Source organism: Nocardia sp. CS682, assembly GCF_004634405.1.
Lineage (GTDB): Bacteria > Actinomycetota > Actinomycetes > Mycobacteriales > Mycobacteriaceae > Nocardia > Nocardia ninae.
In genome coordinates this window covers 4,486,605-4,505,284 of sequence record NZ_CP029710.1, presented here as the reverse complement: position 1 = coordinate 4,505,284, position 18,680 = coordinate 4,486,605, and the positions used below count along the sequence as shown (strand labels likewise).

Below are 18,680 nucleotides of genomic sequence, written 5' to 3'. Positions count from 1 at the left end.
GCTGACCCACGGCCTGCGACCTGATGCACCGACTCGTCCACTGGGGCGTGCCCGGCACCGCAGAACTAGCCGGGTGACCGGCTGGACGCCGGCCCGCCGCCGACCTTGCCGGGTGACGGTGGCGGGCCCGGTGGACGCGGCGGCGTACCGTTTTCGGCATGACCGTGCCATTCGAGCCGTTGCCCGCGATTCCGCTGGACTCCTGGCGGCCGACCAAGGAGACCCTGCACCGCTTCGCCCAGATCGTCGGCAAGGTGGCGCTGGCCAAGGGCGTCCGGCGCAACCACTGGTGGCATATGACTTACCGGCTCACCGCGCGCGGCTGGACCACCGTCCCGCTCGGGTCCGCCCGCAACGGGCCCGTTTTCACCTGCGCGTTCGACTTCTTCGATCATGTGCTGCGCATCGCCACCGATCAGGGCACCCAGGTGGAGATCGACCTCGTCGACCAGTCGGTGGCCACCTTCTACGGCGCTGTGCGTAACGGCCTGCGCGACTTGGACGTGGATGTCGTGCTGGCGCACCCGAATCCGTTCGATCTACCGGACGCGCACCGGCCGTTCGAGGACGACGACGAACACCGTGACTACGATCCGGACAAGGCGCGCCACGCTTTTCAGGTGCAGAGTCAGGTCGGCCGGGTGCTCGAGGAGTTCAGCGCGACCTTCTCCGGCAAGATCAGCCCGGTCCAATTGTTCTGGCACACCTTCGATATCGCGGTGCAGCGGTTCTCGCCGCGGCACATCGAACTGCCCGACACGGTGGATCCGGTGACCCGCGAGGCGTACTCACGCGAGGTGATCAGCTCCGGCTTCTGGTTCGGCGACGACAAGGTGCCCGAGCCGACGTTCTACTCCTACACCGCACCCGAGCCCGCCGGACTGGCCGACCGCGCGCTGACCCCCGCGGGCGCCCACTGGATCACCGCGGGCGCGGGCCACTCGGCGTACTACCCGTACGACGCCGCCCGCCGGACCGCCGACCCGGTCGGCGCCGCGCTCGAGTTCTTCCAGTCCGTCTACGCGAACGGGGCCGAGCTGGCCGGGTGGGATACCGACCAGCTGGCCTGCGCGGGCGGCATCACCGACCCGGTGCTCAAGCGAGGAGACGTGCGCTCGCCGGGATGGTCAGCATCGGAATGGACAATCGGGCAGTAGATTTCGCGAGTACATGGGTAACTCACCGGGCACGCCCAAAAGGTGATGAGCGCCTGACGCAGGACCTGGACGCGCCTGGTGGAGCACCCGACCTGTATGGCCTGAGGCGCGGAGAGGCGGGGGAGCTGGAGTGACTACAGTCCGCCGTTGAGTTTGTTGAGCCGGTCGCAGGATTCGACGTATTCCTGGATCAGCCGATTCACCACGTCGGCGGAGCGCTCGACCTTGGTCATCATGCCGACCACCTGGCCGACCGGGTTGAAGTTCACGTCCTTGGCCGCCTCCGGGTAGCGGTGCCCGCGCTTGACGCCGTCCAGCGCCACCATCATCTGCAGCGGCATGGGCAGCGGGTCGGGGGTGTCGGCCTGCTCCCAGGCGTCGGTCCAGTCGTTGCGCAGCATGCGACACGGCTTGCCGGTCCACGACCGCGAGCGCACGGTGTCGTGGCTGGACGCGTCGATGTAGGTCTGCATCTGCGCGGGCGGCACATTGGCCTCCTCGACGGTCAGCCACAGCGAACCGGTCCACGCGCCCGCCGCGCCCATCGCCATGGCGGCGGCGACCTGGCGGCCGTTGCCGATGCCGCCCGCCGCGAGCACCGGCAGGTCGCCGACGGCGTCGATCACCTGCGGCCACAGCACCAGCGAGGAGATCTCACCGCAGTGCCCGCCGCCCTCGGTGCCCTGGCAGACGACGAAGTCCAGGCCCGCGTTCTTGTGATTGAGCGCGTGCTTCACCGAGCCGCACAGCGCGCCGATGAGCCTGCCGGAGTCCTGCACCTGCTTGATCACGTCGTCGGGCGGGGTGCCCAGCGCGTTGGCGACCAGCTTGGCCTTCGGATGCCGCAGGATCACCCCCACCTGCGGGGCCGCGGTGGTCGCGGTCCAGCCGAGCAGCTGGTTGTGCCGCTCGCCGTCGGGCAGCGCGGGCACACCGTGGTCGGCCAGGATCTTCTCGGCGAAATCCCGGTGGCCGTTCGGAACCAGTTCCGCCAGTTTGGCTTCCAGCTCTTCGGGGGACAGACCGTCGATGCCCTGGCCCTCGTACTTGCTCGGAATCACCAGGTCGACGCCGTACACGCCGTGCACGTGCTCGTCGAGCCAGGCCAGCTCGACCTCGAGCTCCTCGGCGGTGAAGCCGACCGCACCGAGCACGCCGAGCCCGCCGGCATTGCTGACCGCGGCCGCCACGTCGCGGCAGTGGGTGAACGCGAAGATGGGGAATTCGATCCCGAGCCGTTCGCAGATTTCGGTACGCATGGCGTGCTGGTCTCCCTCACTGCTCCGCCGCCGCGAACGACGAGCTGCAGCTTGTCCTAGAACGAGTTACATAGTTGTCCGCGGTGCTCGTCAGCTCACGCTCGAACCCAGACGCGTCGAATCGGCCGCGAGCCGCAGAGATCGCCATGACGCGGCCGCGGCTTCCTCGACTGGTCTGTGCACCATCATCTGACAGTAACACGTTCTAGTTTTGCTCGGCAGACCTCTTTCAGACGGCGGCTTCCTCCAGTGCGGTCAGCGCGTCTTCGAGGTGGTCGAGCAGGCGGGGGAGTTCCGGCACGCTGCGTCGGCAGCCGACCAGACCGAAGTCCAGATTGTCCGCGTTGGTGGTCAGCGTGATGTTCACCGCCTGGCCGTCGAACGGGATGGACATCGGGTAGGTGGCGTCGAGGCGAGCACCGTTCCAGTGCATGGGTTCGCGGGGGCCCGGCACGTTCGAGATGACGATATTGAACGGCGGATTGGTCAGCGGGACGAGACCGGGCAGCAGGCTGAGCGCGATCGGGCTGACCATCAGCGCGGACAACGCCATCGTCTGCAGGTTCGACAGCGAGCCGTACACCTCCTTGCTCTTGCGCATCGACTCGCTCACCACCCGCAGCCGTTCCAGCGGATCGGCGACGTCGGTGCCGAGGTTGCACAGCGCCGCACCGACCTTCACACCATTGGTCTCCACGTCGTCGGCGCTGCGCAGCGACATCGGCACCATGGCGATCAACGGCTTGTCCGGCAACTCGTTTCGTTCCGCGAGGTAGGCGCGCAACGCACCGGAGGACATGCTCAGCACCACGTCGTTGATGGTCGACCCGGTGGCCTTCTTCACCTGCTTGATCCGCTCCAGCGGCCAGGACCGGACCACGGTGCGGCGGGCGCCGCCGATCGGCACGTTGAACATGGTGCGCGGCGCCTCGAACGGCATGGTCAACTGCTGCTGGACCAGCACGGAGCGTGCGGTCCGCAGCAGGGCGGGCCCGGATGCGGCCGCCGACAACAAGTTTCGGGCCGCGCCACGGAGTCCGTTGGACGACTCGGCGGCTGGCTCGCGCGGCGTCCTCGGCAGGTTCCACGGGACCTTGGCCTCGGTCGTGGCCGGGTCGTTCGTCAAGGTCCGCTGGATGACGCGTTGTGCGGAGACGCCGTCGATCAATGCGTGATGCATCTTCGAGTAGACGGCGAAGCGGCCGTCGGCCAGGCCCTCGATGAGGTAGATCTCCCACAGCGGGCGGTGCCGGTCGAGCAGGGTGCTGTGCAGCCCGGACGCGAGCTCGACCAGCTGGTCCATCCGGCCGGGGCGCGCAACCGCGAGGCGGCGCACGTGGTATTCGAGTTCGACGTCGTCGGCCTTGGTCCAGGCCAGCTGCGGCGCGCCGAACAGGGTGGCCGGATGCTTACGGAAGGTCGAGTCGATGTCCTTGCACGCCAGCAACTTCTCGTGCGTCAGCCGGGCGAAATCGGGCCCGGCGTCCTCGGGCGCCTCGAAGAGCTGCAGCGAGCCGACATGCATCGGGTGTTCGCGGGATTCGGCGAGGAGGAAGACGGCATCAATCGGTGCGATGAGGTCCATGGTGTGGTCGCCCCCTGACGACAGTGGTGTGGTTGCAAACGAATCGACCACGTTGTCGGGCGGGCCCGCGCGCAGCCATGAATCCTGCGCGACACCATTAACTTACCTGGTCCGGGCGGTGATCGCCCAGTCTTCAGCGAACCTTTACTGCCAGTAAGTAACCCTGTAGGAATCGCTCGCCCGGATCCGGCTCCCGGACCATCCGCGTGTGCACCGTGAACCCGGCGTCCCGCAACAATGCGGCAAGCCGCTCCGGTGCCCACCGGTAGGCGCGAGTCACCTTGTGGTCGAACGCTTCTACCGAGTCGGGGGTGTCGGTCGCGAAGAATGCCAGCAACGCGTGCCCTTGCATCGCTAATACCCGATTGAACTCGGTCAACACATCCGGGACTCGTTCCGGCGGAAGATGAATGATCGAGTACCACGCGACGAGCCCGCGCAACGAACCGTCGGCCAGGGCCAGTTGTTCCATCGTGCCCTCGTGGAAGGACAGCTCCGGATACCGGCGCCGCGCGATGCCGATCATCTCCGGCGACAGATCGATGCCGAAGGCAGGCACACCGAGGGTGTGCAGGTGCGCGGTGAGCCGCCCCGGTCCGCAACCGATGTCGGCGGCGGCGCCGGAACCATTGGCCTGCAACAGTTCCGCGAACACCGCCAACATGGCGCGGTCGTGTGGCTGGCCGGCCAGATGGTTCTCGGCGAATTCCGTATAGATCTCCGCGATGCCGTCGTAGGCGGCACGGGTGCTGTCCACGTCTGCCGGAGTGCTTCGATTTGCTGTCACCCCAACATCATCCATACCGCGCAGTGGGGTCAGGCGTCGGCCTCGAAGGCTTGCGCGACGGCGAGGCTGTCCTCGTATACGTGATGCCTGGTGATCAGTCCCGCTTCGACGGTCAGGTGCAGCGCGAAGCGGGCGCGGTAGGCGCGGCCGGTGCTGCGCGCGGTCTGCCGGATCTCGCCGAGCACCACCGCGTGGTCGCCGTCGACGAGGACGCGTTCGATCTCGGTCGCCGCCTGCCCGGGCACATGGTGGTCGGCGATCGCGCGGAAATGTGCGGCGGACTCGGCGCCGGTCGAGCGGTGCCGGATCCAGGGTGTCGCGGCGCGGCCGTGCTCGGCGTCCGGCCAATCCAGTTTCCAGTCCACCTCGTCGGCGTACAGCTCGGCGATCGCGTCGGCGTCGCCGGAACCGATGCGGCGCAATAGTTCCGCTACCACGGCGTGGGTGGTTGGTGTGGTGGTCGACGACACGGCCGATCCTTCCGATCTCGCTGCCGCCTCCGATCGAGGCGGCGAGACACCATTCTGGGCGCGCCGAGTGGACGCCGTCGATTACCTCTCAGGTAATTGGACCGCCGCTTCCGGTGCCGCGGGTGTGGTGCACAGTGCTTCCTCCGGTTTCTCCCGACTGCGCGCGGTGCCGAGGATGGAGCCGAGGATCACCAGCGGGAAGCCGATCGCCATGCCCGCGGTGAGCGGTTCGCCGAGCGCCGCGACGCCCAGCACGATGGCCACCGCGGGATTGATGTAGGTGATCACCGTCGCGCGGGCCGGGCCCACCTCGGAGATGAGCGCGAAGAACAACAGGAACGCGGCGGCCGTGCAGATCAGCGCGAGGCCGAGTACCGACAGGGTGGCGTCGGCGGGGTAGCTGGTCGGCCTGCGCAACGCGGCGAACGGTGCGTAGACCACGGCGGCGATGATCAGCGACGCGGTCACCACGCCCAGCGGTGGCAGATCGGCCAGCGACCGGTTGATGACGATCGGGCCGACCGCGTAACCGATGGTGGTCAACGCGATCGCACCCAGGGCGGCGGGGCTGGACAGGTCTATATCGAGGCCGATCAGCGTTGCCACCCCGGCGAACCCGATCAGCAGTCCGGTCACCCGGCGCCGGTCGAACCGGTCATGGCCGAGCTTGGTCACGAGGACCACCGCGATCAACGGCGTCGCCGCGAGCAACAGCCCGACGGTCGAACTGTGCAGCGTGGTCTCCGCGTACCCGATGAAGAACCACGGCCCGACGATCTCAGCCACCGTATACAGCAGCAGCGGCCGCCAGCGCCGGAACACCGGAGCCAAGGCGTTGGTGTACACCGCGATCGGCAGCAGCACCAGCGCACCGAGCAATGTCCTGGCGAACGCCACGACCACCGGGTCGAAGTCCTCGACCGCAATCCTGATCATGGCGTAGGGCACGCCCCAGATCAGACCCATCGCGAGGAACAGCGCCCACCCGCGCCGCGTCACGCGACCACCCCTCGGCACAGAACAGATATATGGGTCACCGGCATGCTCCACTCGCTTTCGATCGAACGGGAGCTTATACAGAAGATCCGATCATCCGACAGATCCACTTTTCGGGGTTCGGGCCAGGCCAGTCGGCCCTGTCGCCCGGGGCGGCAGCGCCGTCGGCCGAAAGGTTTCAGACGGTATCGACCAGCGGGCGCATGCGGTCGGCGGCACCCTGGTCGTCGCGCCAGGTGCAAGCCAGACCGAAGGCGGCCACCCTGCCGGTGTCCACGATCGCGCGCACCGCACCGGAGACCGCCTGCAAGCTCGGTCCGCCCGGTGCGGGGAAGAGCAGGCCGGGCAGGTCGCCGGGATCGACCACATCGCAGTCGAGATGCAGGTAGATCGGGCCGTCCGGCAGGTCACCCAGGCCGGCCACGGTGCGGTGGCTGATCAGTGCCGTGCGCAGGAACTCCGCCTCCGGCGGATCGAGATCACGACCGTCGACCAGCACGGCGCGTTCTTCGGGTATGTCGCGCAAGCCGATTCGATCCGCGATCAGGTGCCGCCCGTACCCGGTCAGCATCCGCAGCGGCATCCCCCCGAGATACCCGGAGCCGGACGTCTCCAGCGTCTGCACGTCGCCGTGCGCGTCGAACCAGACGATCGCGGGATCCACACCCGCGCGCTGCAACCCCGCCACCATGCCCAGCGAGGTCGTGCAGTCGCCCGACGCCACCACCGGACGTTCGCCCTTGCGGACAGCCGCCGCAACCTTTTCCGCGACGGCCTCGTACAGCACCGCCATTCGCGTCCATGGATCGTCCACATCCGGCAGATCCGCGGTGATCACCTCGTCCGGTGTCACCGGCGCATCCAGTTCTGGACGGTGCTCGTCGAGGTGGTATGGCACGAGAAAACGCATGTGCCCGAGCCTAATTCGATACCGGTTGGTCGGCACTCGATTATCGGCAGGTTGCGGGTTGTCCGGATCGGCGCTGATCTTCGTCGTCGGGCAGCGCCGGTGCTCGGGGCGCTAAACCAGGTCAGGGCTGGTCAGTGCGCGTAGACTCATTTGGTGAAGCAACTAACAATCGGTGTAGTCGCGACCTCCCGCAAGGAGGACGAGCACCGGTTGGCGATCCATCCGGCGCACCTCGACCGGATCGATCCCGGGCTTCGTGACCGCGTCTTGCTCGAGCATGGCTACGGCGAGCGCTTCGGCTATACCGACGAGCACCTCGCGCCGCTGGTCGCCGGCCATCGCTCGCGGGCGGAGCTGTTCGCCGAGTGCGACGTGCTGTTGCTGCCCAAGCCGCTGGCCGAGGATCTCGAGCAAATGCGTCCAGGGCAGGTGGTGTGGGGGTGGCCGCACTGTGTGCAGGACGAGCGGATAACCCAGCTGGCCGTCGACCGCGGGCTGACCCTGATCGCCTGGGAGGCAATGAATCACTGGACGAAGGAGGGCAACTTCAGCGTCCACGTCTTCCACAAGAACAACGAGCTGGCCGGCTACTGCTCGGTGCTGCACGCGCTACAGCTGCGCGGATCCACCGGCGACTACGGACGGCGGATGCGCGCCGCCGTGATCAGCTTCGGCGCCACCGCCCGCGGCACCGTCCGAGCGTTGAACGCACTCGGCATCAGCGACGTCACGGTGCTGACCCAGCGCAGCGTCTCGGCCGTCGCCTCGCCGTTCGCGTCCGTGCGGATGCAGCACTTCCAGCGCGACCCCGCGAACCCCGGCCGGACCCTGGCGCTGAAAGCGCCGGAACCCGGACCGCTGGCCGAGATGCTCGCCCAATACGACGTGGTCGTCAACTGCATGTTCCAGGACACCGAGGACCCGCTGATGTTCGTGCGGAACGAGGACCTGCCCTTGTTCGCGCGCGGCACCCTGTTCATCGACGTCTCCTGCGACGAAGGGATGGGCTTCGAATGGGCCCGCCCCACCTCGTTCACCGCGCCCATGTTCACCATCGGCGACGACCTGCACTACTACGCCGTCGACCACAGCCCGTCCTTCCTGTGGAACTCGGCCACCTGGGAAAACTCCGAGGCGTTGCTCGAATACCTGCCCATCGTCATGGCAGGCCCGGACGCCTGGGACGGCAACGAAACCGTGCGTCGCGCCATCGAGATCCGCGACGGCCGCGTGCAGAACCTGCGCATCCTTTCCTTCCAGAACCGCGCTGCCGCCTACCCGTACGCCGTCGTGTGACTGCAGCACCGGTTTGCGCACAACCAAAAACCCTGCCCGGCGCGTAGTGCGCCGGGCAGGGTTTTGTATTCAGTGGACCGAGAGCCCTTACTTCGTGCTGGTGGTGCTCGGTGCCGCGGATTCTGTTGTGGTGGTGGGCGCCACGGTGGTGGTCGGCTTCGCCGTCTCGGTCGTGGTGGCCGAGGTCGGAGCCGGTGCGGTGGTCGACTGTGGGGCGACCGAGGTGGTGGTCGGCGACGCCGAGGTGGTCGGCGTCGTGGTGGGCGCGCTGCTGGTCGTGGTGGGCGCGGCACTGGTGGTCGGCGTCGCGCTCTTGGTCGGCGTGGCCGACGGCGATGTCGAGGTGGCCGCGGCCGCCTTGTACGCGGCGGCGAGATCCGCTTCTTCCGGCTTGGCGGTGGTGTCGACCTTCTTGCCCGCCTGCGCCTGCTTGGCCAAGTGGGTGATCCAGGCGGCCGCGTATTCGGCGGAGGTGAGCGGCTTTCCGTTGGCCGGGTCGGCGTCACGCCAGTAGTCGAAGTGGTGACCGGTGTGGTTCGGCCCGAGGGTGAGCTTGTACGGGTCGTTCATGACCACCGGAATGGTGTTCTGGTTCGTCACGATGAGTCCGACGATCTCGTTCAGGATCTTCTGCGGCAGGTAGGCCAGCGGCGACATGTCGTCGGCCGCGATCGCATCCGCCTTCACCGGAGTCTTCGGCGCCTGGCCCGGCTTGTAGGCCGGATCCGACACCTTCAGCAGCACCTGCAGGAAGGTCTCGTCGCTCTTCAGCCAGTTCGGCTGCGACTGGATGTCGGCGAACGCGGCCAGCGCGATGCGGCTGAGCACGACGGCGACGTCCTGCCCGGTCGCCGGTGTGAGACCGTCCTTTTCGAGCGCGTCGACATTGATCTGCCTGCCGACATTGACCACGAGCTGCAGCAGGGAGATGTTCTCCGGTGCGGCGCAGGTGAGATCACCGTCGGAACAGAACGACGCGATCCGGCCGTTCAGCGCACCGAAATCACCGCTGGTACCCGGCAGGGCACCCTGGCCCGGCGTCGGGTTCTTCCCGTTCTGATACTTCTGGTCGAAGCCGTCCGGGTTGCCGTAGGGATCCTTCGAGCCGGGGAACGGCCCGTCGCCCGCCCCGCGACCGGAGTCGGCGAGGATGACGACACCGACGACATTGGCCGGATCGACGATCCCGTAGGCCCCGTCCTTGTCGGCTTCCTGATGCCCGACCTTCATCGCGACCCGGCGCACGACATCGGCGCCCTCGCTGTAGCCGACGATGGAGAACTTGGTGTCGGGACAGGCCTTCGCGATCTCGCGCATCACCTGCTCGGTATTGGCGGCACCGGCGTTGACGGCGTCCTCATAGGTCGCCATGTTCGCCGGGTACGCGATGTAGACCGCGGCGTAGGAACCCGGATCGACGGCACCGTTGGGCGCGTTGACGACCGGGTCGACCCATTCGCTCTTGTGGTCACCGGACAGCGCGGCGGGCAACTCCTTGCCATTGGCGTCTACCAGCAGTTTCGTCGTCCCCGCGACGGGCGTGTCCCCGCGGCCTGCCACCGAGATGCTCACCATGTCGTGGCACTCGGTGACCGACGACGTGAGCTGCGTGTCTCGCGTCTCGGGCGTCGACGTCAGTGCGAACGTGGTGGCCACGACCGCCGCCAGCCCGAGCACCGCGGGCGCCGCGACGGCGGTCGCGATTCGATGTCGCGCGAAGAACTCGCGAAATTCCATGTCCTGATCCCCATTCCAATTTACCGGCACGTGAACGGGCAGGGCCCCCGAGGCCATGCGTCACCAGGAACGTCGTGGATGGGGCGGCGATCGTTACGTAGTCGAGCTCCTGAGGCGACGAGCAACACAAACGAGTAACACTGGGGGAGCGGCGTTTGCCCCCATTGATAGGGGCATCGATGATTCCTCGTCTCGAATGTGTTCAGTTCCGCTACACACTGCCCGCGGCGACTGCACGATCTGTGCATCGAAGAGGTTCGAGGTGGAACTTCCTCGCACGCGTCCGCCCTGCGCGCGGCGGAAATTCGCGCCTGCGTTCACACCTGGGTACAACCCACGCTCGAGCTACGGATACTCGACGACGCCATGGTTCGAAATGTCTATGGCACAACACAACTCGTAGTATTCGAGAAAGGTGTTCGATGGTGGAACAGCAGACCGTTACCGTGGTCGAGGGGTTTGTCCCGGTGATCGACTTGTCGTCCAGGGATAATGCGGCGGGCCGCACGACGATTGCCGAAGCGATCAATCGGGCGTGCGCGAGCTCCGGCTTCTTCACCATCGTGGGTCACGGGGTGCCTGCGGAGCTGATCGAGCGGATGTGTGCGACGAATCGAGAATTCTTCGCACTGCCCGATACCGTGAAAAAACGTGTCGCGCACCGGCCCGGTGTATCCGGATTCCGGCGTCTCGGCGGGTCGACCGCGCACAGCCTGGACCTGAAGACCCCACCCGACCTGTGCGAAGTCTTCTCTGCGCATGTCACCGGCGATTTACCGGACAAGGAACGTGACCGCCTCGGCGACTACTGGGCGTCATGGAAATTGGCCAATGTATGGCCGACTGTTCCCGCTGATTTCGAGAGCACCTGGCACGAGTACATGGCGGCGATGACGGAGCTGGCCGGCGACCTCATGCGTCTGTTCGCACTGGCACTCGACCTCGAGGAACATTTCTTCGACCGGATATTCGACAACCATGTTTCCTCGGTAGCCGTCAACTACTACTTCCCACAACATCATTCGCCGCTTCCCGGGCAACTGCGCCGCGGCGAACACACCGACTGGGGCAGCCTGACCATCCTCTACCAGGACACCGACATCGGCGGCCTCCAGGTGCGGCACGGTAGCGGCGAATGGCAGGACGTCCCGACCATTCCCGGCGGTTTCATCGTCAATATCGGTGATCTCATGGCGTTGTGGACCGCGGGCCGCTGGGTATCGACCATGCACCGAGTGATCAACCCGGAACTCGGTAATACCTCGTCACGTCTGTCGATCCCGTTCTTCTATCTGCCCGATCATGATGCGGCAATTGATCCGATCGGCTCGTTCGCGGGTGGCGACCCGGACACATTCGGGATAACCACCGCCGGACAATGGATCTCGCGGAAAATGCAGAAAACATTCGCGGAAGATCCGGCCGACTACCCATCAGCTGACTGAAGCTCGGCCACCGGTCCGCCGCTCGCGGACCGGTGGCTTCGACTGCGCGACAGCGGCTCCCGTCACTTGGCGACGAGTTCGGCTGCCACCGTGTCGGCCGCCAGGTGACGGCGGCGGCTCGGCATCCCCAGGGTGGGGTGCGCGGCGCTCCACGCCGCCCCCGAGCAGATCAGCTCCTTGACGCGGGCGGCGATCCGGCCGGTGAGGACGGTGGACGTCGGCTGATCGTCGGGCGTCACCTTCTGCATGATGGCGTCGCGGCGACCGAGGCTGATGCACTGGCTGGCATAGCCGATCAGGGTCTCGGGAACCTTGCGCCCGGTCAACCGCGCGGCGAGGGCGTCGGCGCACTGCCAGGCCATCGGAGAAGCCGTGGCGCAACCCATCCGCAGCGGCCGGCCGCCCACACCCATCGCGAACGCCGCATCGCCGACCGCGTAGACATCGGGGTGCGACACCGAGCGCAGGGTGCCGTCGACGACGATCTGCCCGCTCGCCGACACCTCGAGAGTGGTCGCGGCGGCAATCGGGTGCACCGCGAAACCCGCTGTCCAGACGGTCAGCTGGGCCGGGATCCGGTTCGCACTGTCGTGGATCGGCGCTGCCTCCGCCGGAGCTGACGCGAGGACCACACCGTTCGCCTCGACGCGCACGACGTCGGCGTGCTCGTGCACCGTGATGCCGAACCGTTCGAAGGTACGCCGCAGGTGGCGCTGGGCCTTGTCGCTGAGCCAGTCGCCGACACCGCCGCGGGCCGCGATCGCGACCTGGAGGTCCGGGCGGGCCTCGGCGATCTCGGTGGCCGCTTCGATACCGGTCAGACCGCCGCCAACCACCAGCACGGTGTCGCCGGAGGCCAACTCGTTCAAGCGGTTCCGAAGTCGCAGCGCGGCCTGCTTACCCGCGACGTGATAGGCGTGCTCGGCGACGCCGGGGGTGCCGTAGTCGGCGACGGTGCTGCCCAAGGCGTACACGAGACTGTCGTAGCCGAGGGTCGCGGCGCCGTGCTCATCGGAGAGATCGACGGTCTTGCCGTCGACGTCGACCGCGTCGACCCGGGCCACCCGCACCTGCACCCCGGTGCCCGCGAACATGTCGCGCAACGGGCGGGGCGCCAGCTCCTGGCCACTCGCGAGCTGATGCATGCGCACCCGCTCGACGAACTCGGGATCGGCATTGACCAGCGTGATCTCGACGTCGTCGCGGTGCAGCCGCTTGGCGAGGCGACCGGCGGTGATGGCTCCGGCGTATCCGGCGCCGAGGACGACAATGCGATGCTTCATGGCGAGCTCCTCTGTGGTTGCGTACACCTCCTGAACCGGACAGCCCCGCGATCCCTGACAGAAAGCTCGTGTGATGTGGGTCACCACTTCCGGATGATCGGCTCCTGCGGCCCGGCGGCCGCCCACTGACGAGCGATGCGGGCCAGTTTGTCGGGGTTGACCTGGATGTGGATCGCCGCGACGCCGTCGGCGGTCGGCTCGAGACCCACGACCCCGTACACCCGCTCGCCGACCTCGACCAGCACGGCGGGCGCACCGTTGACCACCACGGCATAGAAGACCGCGTCGTCGCCGACGAAGGCTCGTTTGGCCGGGGTCGGCTGGAACACGTGACGCAGGTACCGGGCGATATCGAAGGCACCGACGACTGGAATCTTGCGGGCAGGCAGCCGCCCACCGCCGTCGGCGATGCTCACCGCGTCGTCGGTGAGCAGTCGGATCAGTGGCTCGGTATCGCCGCTGAGCGCCGCGGCGAGAAATTCCTCGACGATCCGGCGTGCGGTGTCGGCATCGACCTCGGCGCGCGGCCGTTCGGTGCCGACGTGCTGCTTGGCGCGCCGGTAGAGCTGCTGGCAGTTCGATTCGGTCAGGTCGAGCATCTCCGCGATCTCCCGGTGCGAGTACCCGAAAGCCTCGCGCAGCACGTACACCACGCGCTCGTTGGGCGACAGGCGCTCCATCAGGGTGAGCATCGCGAGGGAGACCGACTCGCGCTGCTCGACCGTGTCGGCCGGGCCGAGCATCCGATCGCCGGCCAGCACCGGTTCCGGGAGCCACTGCCCCACATAGGTTTCCCGCCGGGCCCGGGCCGAGGTCAGCTGGTTGAGGCAGAGATTGGTGAGCACCTTGGTCAGCCAGGCCTCCGGGGTCTCGATCCGGGTCCGGTCGGCCGCATGCCAGCGCAGGTACGCGTCCTGCACGGCGTCCTCGGCGTCACCGGCGGAGCCGAGCAGCCGATAGGCGATCGCTTCCAGACGACCCCGGTAACTCTCGAACAGATCGGCTTCGTGCGTGCTGAGCGACATGCCCCTATGGTCGACCATCTGGGCAGGCCGCGGCCACCCGACCGGGCGTGACCTGGTGGTTACGGAACTCCGACGGGACTCAGGCAGCTGGCCGGTGGGTCGACCAGGAAGCAAGGCGCCGGGGCGCGGGTGGGCCGGTAGCCGTCGGGGACGCCGCCCTCGGCGACGAGCTGTGTGTAGGTGCCGACCGCGTCGGTGGGGCGGCGGACGAGCCCGGGGTCGGTGCGCACATCCACTGTATAGAGCCCGAATCGTGGTGTGTAGCTGCCCCATTCGTAATTGTCGGTGATGCTCCAGTAGTTGTAGCCGATGACATTCATGCCGTCGGCCTTGGCGCGCTGGATCCAGTAGACGGTGTCGCGCAGGTGATCGCTGCGGGAATAGCCGTCGGCCCGGGGTCGGCCGTTCTCGGTGGGCATGCCGTTCTCGACGATGTAGAGCGGTTTACCCGGGTAGCGGCGCGAATAGTGTTGCAGCGCGTAATAGATGCCCTCGGTCCGCAACGGCAGATCCCAGATATTCGTGCCCGGCAGGCTCGGAATGGCGGATCCGGTGGCTCTGCTGATGCCGCCGAGCAGTGACTGCACCGGGTCGTAACCGAAGTAATAGTCGATGCCGACGTAGTCGAGCCGGTGTCCGATGCGATCGAGGAACGACCCGTTGACCTCGCCCTCCGCCCCGGCGACATAACCGACATTGCTCGTCACCTGCGCGCCGGGCTGCACATGGTGAATGTGGTCATAGATGGCGTTGTGCGCCTGCGCGATCCGATCCAGCATCTCGCCGGCGTCGGCGGCGCCCCTGCGGACCTCGTGCGAGATGTAGGCGGCCGGCTCGTTCACCGCGACCCACAGCGGATTGCGGGAGGCGTAGCGATCGACCACCGTACGCATGTTGTCCAGCCAATCGCCGACCATGCCCGGGTTGCGCCAGCCGCCGCGATCGACCGCCCAGCCCGGATAAACCCAGTGGTCGAGAGTGATCATCGGCTGCATTCCCGCCCGCGTGATAGCCGCGATGACGGCGTCGTAGAAACGGAATGCTTCCTCGTCCCACACCTCCGGCGCGGGTTGCACTCGGGCCCATTCGATCCCGACGCGGAACACTCGCACGCCGAGTGCGGCGGCCGCATCGATGTCCGATTCGTAGCGGTTGTAGAAGTCGACCGAATCGTGCAATGCGTCGTAATCCGGGTGTTTGGGGATGTAGCGCGTCCAATTGCTGTCGGGCGCATGACCTTCGGACTGGAATCCGGAGGACGCGACACCCCATAAGAAGTCTCCGAGCGGCGCCGCTACCGGGCGAATCGGCGGAGCCGCAGCAGAGTTCGTGCATAGCAGCATCGTCGACGCGGCAGCGGCGAGTACGGTCAGTGCATATCGACGGAACCGGAATCGCATCACCTCAGGGTAACTGGATGTGTACCGTCGAAGTGCGGATCACGCGATAGTCGGCGTTTCTGGAGCTCGCCGGCAAATGTCGCAGAGACGCAGCCACTTTCGCCGACCTACCTCACAGCGTTCGCTCTTGCTCGGCGTCGACCTGGTCGTCGAAGCGCGCCCGGGCCCGCTCGACATCGGGCAACGTGACGGTGGACCAGCGCAACAATGCGTCGATCAGATCCTGCAACGTCTTACCCAGCGGCGAGATCCGGTACTCCACGGCGACCGGACGCGTATTCGTCACGATCCGCTCGACCATCCCATTGCGCTCCAGCCGCCGCAGCGTGGCCGTGAGCGACTTCTGCGTCACCACCGGAATCGCCCGGCGAAGTTCGTTGAAGCGCAACGGGCTTCCACACAGCGCGTCGAGCACCTGCAGCGACCACTTGTCGAGCAGCTGATCCAGCAACTCACGGTGCTGCGCGGTCAGTTGCGGGTTGTCCGAAGGTGTGAGAGCGGTTTCCTGCATGACACCTAGTCTCGTTGAAGTGTCCTCGGGGCACCAGGTAGACATCGGATACCTACTCCGAGAGGAACCCCATGGCCGTGCAACTGCTGACCCCCGAAGGCATGTTCACCCCCGTCCCCTACCACCACGTCTCGATCAGCACCGGCACCCGCCACGTGCACGTCGCCGGCCAAATCGCCCGCGACGCCGCAGGAAACCCGGTCGCCCCAGGTGATCTCGCCGGCCAACTCGCGCACGCGCTGCGCAACACCGCCGTCGGCCTAGCGGGCGCCGGCGCAACCTTCGCCGACGTCGTCCGCCTCCGCTTCTTCGTCACCGACTGGACCCCGGACAAGTACCCGGACTTCGTCGCCGGAATCGACCGCGTCACCGAAGAACTCGGCATCCCCCAGCCCCTACCGCCCCTCTCCGCAATCGGCGTCGACTACCTCTTCGAGCCCGACGTACTCGTCGAGGTAGAGGCCTACGCCGTCCTCGACTGACCCGCGGGCCGACAGCACGTTCACGGCGCTTCAGTACTGGATCAACCCGCCCACTGGCACGGCAGCGACATGACCGGTTGCCGGAAGCGTCCGAGCAAGGGCGAGGCCGACGTCCACCAGTGACGATCGCCGCAGGTGATCGACGTCGGCGAGGGGAGTCCATGTCGGCTCGGCGGTTTCACCGTTCGACTCCGGCTGGGGGCGGCCGCCGGTGACGCGGACTCGATAGAAGATGCCGACGTTCTGGTGCTCGGTTCCGGCTCGTGCGGCGGCCGCCGGGATCACCCGCGAATCCACGCCGAGCAGGCGTTCGACGATCCCACGGTAGCCGGTCTCCTCGGTGAACTCCCGCGTCACCGCATCGAATGGATCCTCGCCGTGCTCGACCTTGCCACCCGGCAGAGTCCAGTTGCTCTCGCCGTCCGGAGACATCTGCCGGGCGAGCAACACCCGCCCATCCTCGATGCATACGGCATAGGCCGCCAGCCTGAAACTCATTGCCTCAGTCTCCATTGCTTCGGCGTCTACTACTGAAACAACCGCAGCCTGCCCGGGGGTTGCCTTCCGGTGTTGACAGCCGAGCACTCGTGGTGACAATATCTGCATGCACCTACATTTATTGCATGCACATACAACATCTGAGAGGACGACGATGACCACGCAACGCATCGAGAAGATCGCCACCACCCCCGACTGGTATGCGCCGTACAAGATCTCGCAGGCGATCAAGGCGAACGGCCTCATCTACGTGTCCGGGCAATCGGGTATCGACGAGCAGGGACGCACCGTCTCCGACGACTTTCTGGCACAAGGGCGACAGGCGTTCGCCAACATCAAGCGGGTGCTGGCGGAGGCCGGGGCCGACCTGGGTGACGTGGTGAAGGTCGGCATCTTCATCACCGACATGGCCGCCAATCTCGACAAGCTCATCCACCTCCGCGAGGAGTTCCTCAGCGAGCCATACCCGGCCGACACCCTGCTCGAAGTGTCTTCCCTCGCCCAGCCCGACTGGCAGATCGAAGTAGAAGTCACCGCACTCGCTCGCTGACCCCCGATCCACATCGTGAAAGGAAAACTTATGTCCGACAGCCCTTTGCTACGCCCCTACCGCCGCGGCGCACTCGATCTGCCGAACCGCATCGCGATGGCCCCGATGACCAGGGGACGCGCGGACGACTCCACCGGCGTCCCGAACCCGCTCACCGCGGACTACTACGCCCAGCGCGCGAGCGCAGGACTGATCGTCACCGAAGGCATCTACGCCAACGTTCTCGGCAAAGGCGGCCCCGGCATTCCCGGCCTCGTCGATGACGCGCAGGTGGCAGGCTGGCGCACGGTGACCGATGCGGTGCACGCGGCGGGCGGACGCATCTTCGCCCAGCTGTGGCACGTCGGCCGGATGACCCACCCGCTGATCCTGCCGGGCGGCGCGACTCCGCTGGCACCCTCGCCCGTGCGCATCACCGACGCCCAGATCTTCACCGGCCAGGGGCTGATGGACCATGTCACGCCGCGCGCGATGACCACCGCCGAAGTCGACTCAACGATCGAGGATTTCGCCACCGAAGCACGCAACGCCATCGCGGCCGGCTTCGACGGCGTCGAGATCCACGGCGCGAACGGCTACCTGATCCAGCAGTTCCTGGCAGAGAACACCAACCAGCGCACCGACCGTTACGGCGGCTCCCGCAACAACCGGCTCCGACTGGCCGTCGACATCACGACGGCCATCGCGGCCGAAGTTGGCGCCGAACGCGTCGGCCTGCGCATCTCCCCCGACAACCCGGAAAACCAGCTCGCGGAACAAGATCCACAGACCACCTACCGCACCCTCGTCGACACCCTCGACCCCCTCGGCCTCGCCTACCTCCACATAATCGAACGCGGCGCATACCGCGCCCTCGCCGACCTGCGCCCCCGCTGGTCCGGCACCCTCATCGCGAACTTCAACGGCCCGACCCCCACCACGCGCTCCGCAGGCGAAAAGATCCTGGAAACCGGCCTGGCCGACCTCTTCTCGTTCGGACGGCTCTTCATCGCCAACCCCGACCTCCCCGCCCGCTTCGCCACCGGAACCCCCCTCAACGAATACGCCCGCGACCTGGTCTACGGCGGCGGCGCCGAGGGTTACACCGACTATCCCGTGCTGCAAACAGAACCGGCATGAGCCGTTGTCGCGTAGCTTCGGTCATTGCACGATCTGCATGCTCGCGGCGATCGCATCGTTGTGTTCACCCGGATGCTGTTCGAAGATCGCGACGTCCTCATCGGCAAGTACCCAAGCTTGATGCGGTTGTGGTGCCATGCCGTTCGGGCACGTGACCACCCACTTTCGGT

Annotated in this window: 19 protein-coding genes; 6 read left to right on the top strand and 13 right to left on the bottom strand. The window is 66.8% G+C overall.

The features are described 5' to 3' along the window. Nucleotides 1-158: 158 nt before the first annotated feature. Nucleotides 159-1,157 (top strand): DUF5996 family protein, encoded by a 999-nt coding sequence (locus tag DMB37_RS20360; protein WP_135234075.1) that lies wholly within the window; start codon nucleotides 159-161, stop codon nucleotides 1,155-1,157. A gap of 134 nt (nucleotides 1,158-1,291) precedes the next feature. On the opposite strand, the gene DMB37_RS20355 is transcribed toward DMB37_RS20360, so the two are convergent. The 6 genes from DMB37_RS20355 to DMB37_RS20330 form a co-directional block, all read right to left on the bottom strand. Then, complete coding sequence (locus DMB37_RS20355; RefSeq protein WP_135234074.1) at nucleotides 1,292-2,416, bottom strand: nitronate monooxygenase family protein; 1,125 nt, start codon at nucleotides 2,414-2,416, stop codon at nucleotides 1,292-1,294. 229 nt (nucleotides 2,417-2,645) lie between these two features. Next, nucleotides 2,646-4,001 carry a wax ester/triacylglycerol synthase family O-acyltransferase gene (locus tag DMB37_RS20350; RefSeq protein WP_135234073.1) on the bottom strand — a complete coding sequence of 452 codons (1,356 nt, stop codon included), beginning with the start codon at nucleotides 3,999-4,001 and terminating at the stop codon, nucleotides 2,646-2,648. Nucleotides 4,002-4,134: 133 nt separating this feature from the next. Next, on the bottom strand, nucleotides 4,135-4,788 hold the full coding sequence (locus tag DMB37_RS20345) for a class I SAM-dependent methyltransferase (RefSeq protein ID WP_240771582.1): 654 nt from the start codon (nucleotides 4,786-4,788) through the stop codon (nucleotides 4,135-4,137). A 29-nt stretch (nucleotides 4,789-4,817) separates the two neighbouring features. Continuing rightward, complete coding sequence (locus tag DMB37_RS20340; RefSeq protein WP_135234071.1) at nucleotides 4,818-5,258, bottom strand: nuclear transport factor 2 family protein; 441 nt, start codon at nucleotides 5,256-5,258, stop codon at nucleotides 4,818-4,820. An 81-nt stretch (nucleotides 5,259-5,339) separates the two neighbouring features. Beyond that, the gene (locus DMB37_RS20335) at nucleotides 5,340-6,257 is read right to left on the bottom strand and encodes a DMT family transporter (RefSeq protein ID WP_135234070.1); all 918 of its coding nucleotides are present in this window, start codon (nucleotides 6,255-6,257) and stop codon (nucleotides 5,340-5,342) included. 175 nt (nucleotides 6,258-6,432) lie between these two features. Continuing rightward, nucleotides 6,433-7,164, bottom strand: a complete 732-nt coding sequence (locus DMB37_RS20330) for an arginase family protein (protein ID WP_135234069.1) — start codon at nucleotides 7,162-7,164, stop codon at nucleotides 6,433-6,435. Nucleotides 7,165-7,317: 153 nt separating this feature from the next. Here DMB37_RS20330 and DMB37_RS20325 point away from each other — a divergent pair, with 153 nt between their 5' ends. Beyond that, on the top strand, nucleotides 7,318-8,460 hold the full coding sequence (locus DMB37_RS20325; RefSeq protein WP_135234068.1) for a N(5)-(carboxyethyl)ornithine synthase: 1,143 nt from the start codon (nucleotides 7,318-7,320) through the stop codon (nucleotides 8,458-8,460). Between the two features lie 87 nt (nucleotides 8,461-8,547). Here the strand turns inward: DMB37_RS20325 and DMB37_RS20320 are convergent, their stop codons facing one another. After that, a complete protein-coding gene (locus DMB37_RS20320; protein ID WP_135234067.1) occupies nucleotides 8,548-10,197 on the bottom strand; it encodes a cutinase family protein in 1,650 nt (549 codons plus the stop codon). Nucleotides 10,198-10,376: 179 nt separating this feature from the next. Between DMB37_RS20320 and DMB37_RS20315 the strand changes: the two genes are divergently transcribed. Beyond that, nucleotides 10,377-11,642: an isopenicillin N synthase family oxygenase gene (locus DMB37_RS20315; RefSeq protein ID WP_240771581.1), complete on the top strand. Its 1,266-nt coding sequence runs from the start codon at nucleotides 10,377-10,379 to the stop codon at nucleotides 11,640-11,642. Nucleotides 11,643-11,704: 62 nt separating this feature from the next. Here the strand turns inward: DMB37_RS20315 and DMB37_RS20310 are convergent, their stop codons facing one another. The 4 genes from DMB37_RS20310 to DMB37_RS20295 form a co-directional block, all read right to left on the bottom strand. Further along, complete coding sequence (locus tag DMB37_RS20310; RefSeq protein WP_135234066.1) at nucleotides 11,705-12,925, bottom strand: NAD(P)/FAD-dependent oxidoreductase; 1,221 nt, start codon at nucleotides 12,923-12,925, stop codon at nucleotides 11,705-11,707. Between the two features lie 80 nt (nucleotides 12,926-13,005). After that, nucleotides 13,006-13,950 carry an RNA polymerase sigma-70 factor gene (locus DMB37_RS20305; protein WP_135234065.1) on the bottom strand — a complete coding sequence of 315 codons (945 nt, stop codon included), beginning with the start codon at nucleotides 13,948-13,950 and terminating at the stop codon, nucleotides 13,006-13,008. 59 nt (nucleotides 13,951-14,009) lie between these two features. Next, nucleotides 14,010-15,350 (bottom strand): family 1 glycosylhydrolase, encoded by a 1,341-nt coding sequence (locus DMB37_RS20300; protein WP_135234064.1) that lies wholly within the window; start codon nucleotides 15,348-15,350, stop codon nucleotides 14,010-14,012. Between the two features lie 112 nt (nucleotides 15,351-15,462). Further along, nucleotides 15,463-15,861 (bottom strand): helix-turn-helix domain-containing protein, encoded by a 399-nt coding sequence (locus DMB37_RS20295; RefSeq protein ID WP_135234063.1) that lies wholly within the window; start codon nucleotides 15,859-15,861, stop codon nucleotides 15,463-15,465. Nucleotides 15,862-15,932: 71 nt separating this feature from the next. Here DMB37_RS20295 and DMB37_RS20290 point away from each other — a divergent pair, with 71 nt between their 5' ends. Next, a complete protein-coding gene (locus DMB37_RS20290) occupies nucleotides 15,933-16,343 on the top strand; it encodes a RidA family protein (RefSeq protein WP_135234062.1) in 411 nt (136 codons plus the stop codon). 30 nt (nucleotides 16,344-16,373) lie between these two features. Here the strand turns inward: DMB37_RS20290 and DMB37_RS20285 are convergent, their stop codons facing one another. Beyond that, the gene (locus tag DMB37_RS20285) at nucleotides 16,374-16,841 is read right to left on the bottom strand and encodes an NUDIX hydrolase (RefSeq protein WP_135234061.1); all 468 of its coding nucleotides are present in this window, start codon (nucleotides 16,839-16,841) and stop codon (nucleotides 16,374-16,376) included. 154 nt (nucleotides 16,842-16,995) lie between these two features. On the opposite strand from DMB37_RS20285, the gene DMB37_RS20280 reads away from it, so the two are divergent. Then, nucleotides 16,996-17,391 carry a RidA family protein gene (locus DMB37_RS20280; protein ID WP_135234060.1) on the top strand — a complete coding sequence of 132 codons (396 nt, stop codon included), beginning with the start codon at nucleotides 16,996-16,998 and terminating at the stop codon, nucleotides 17,389-17,391. A gap of 30 nt (nucleotides 17,392-17,421) precedes the next feature. After that, nucleotides 17,422-18,510 (top strand): alkene reductase, encoded by a 1,089-nt coding sequence (locus DMB37_RS20275; protein WP_135234059.1) that lies wholly within the window; start codon nucleotides 17,422-17,424, stop codon nucleotides 18,508-18,510. 21 nt (nucleotides 18,511-18,531) lie between these two features. Here the strand turns inward: DMB37_RS20275 and DMB37_RS40600 are convergent, their stop codons facing one another. Next, nucleotides 18,532-18,669, bottom strand: a complete 138-nt coding sequence (locus DMB37_RS40600; RefSeq protein ID WP_167768892.1) for a hypothetical protein — start codon at nucleotides 18,667-18,669, stop codon at nucleotides 18,532-18,534. Nucleotides 18,670-18,680 lie beyond the last annotated feature (11 nt).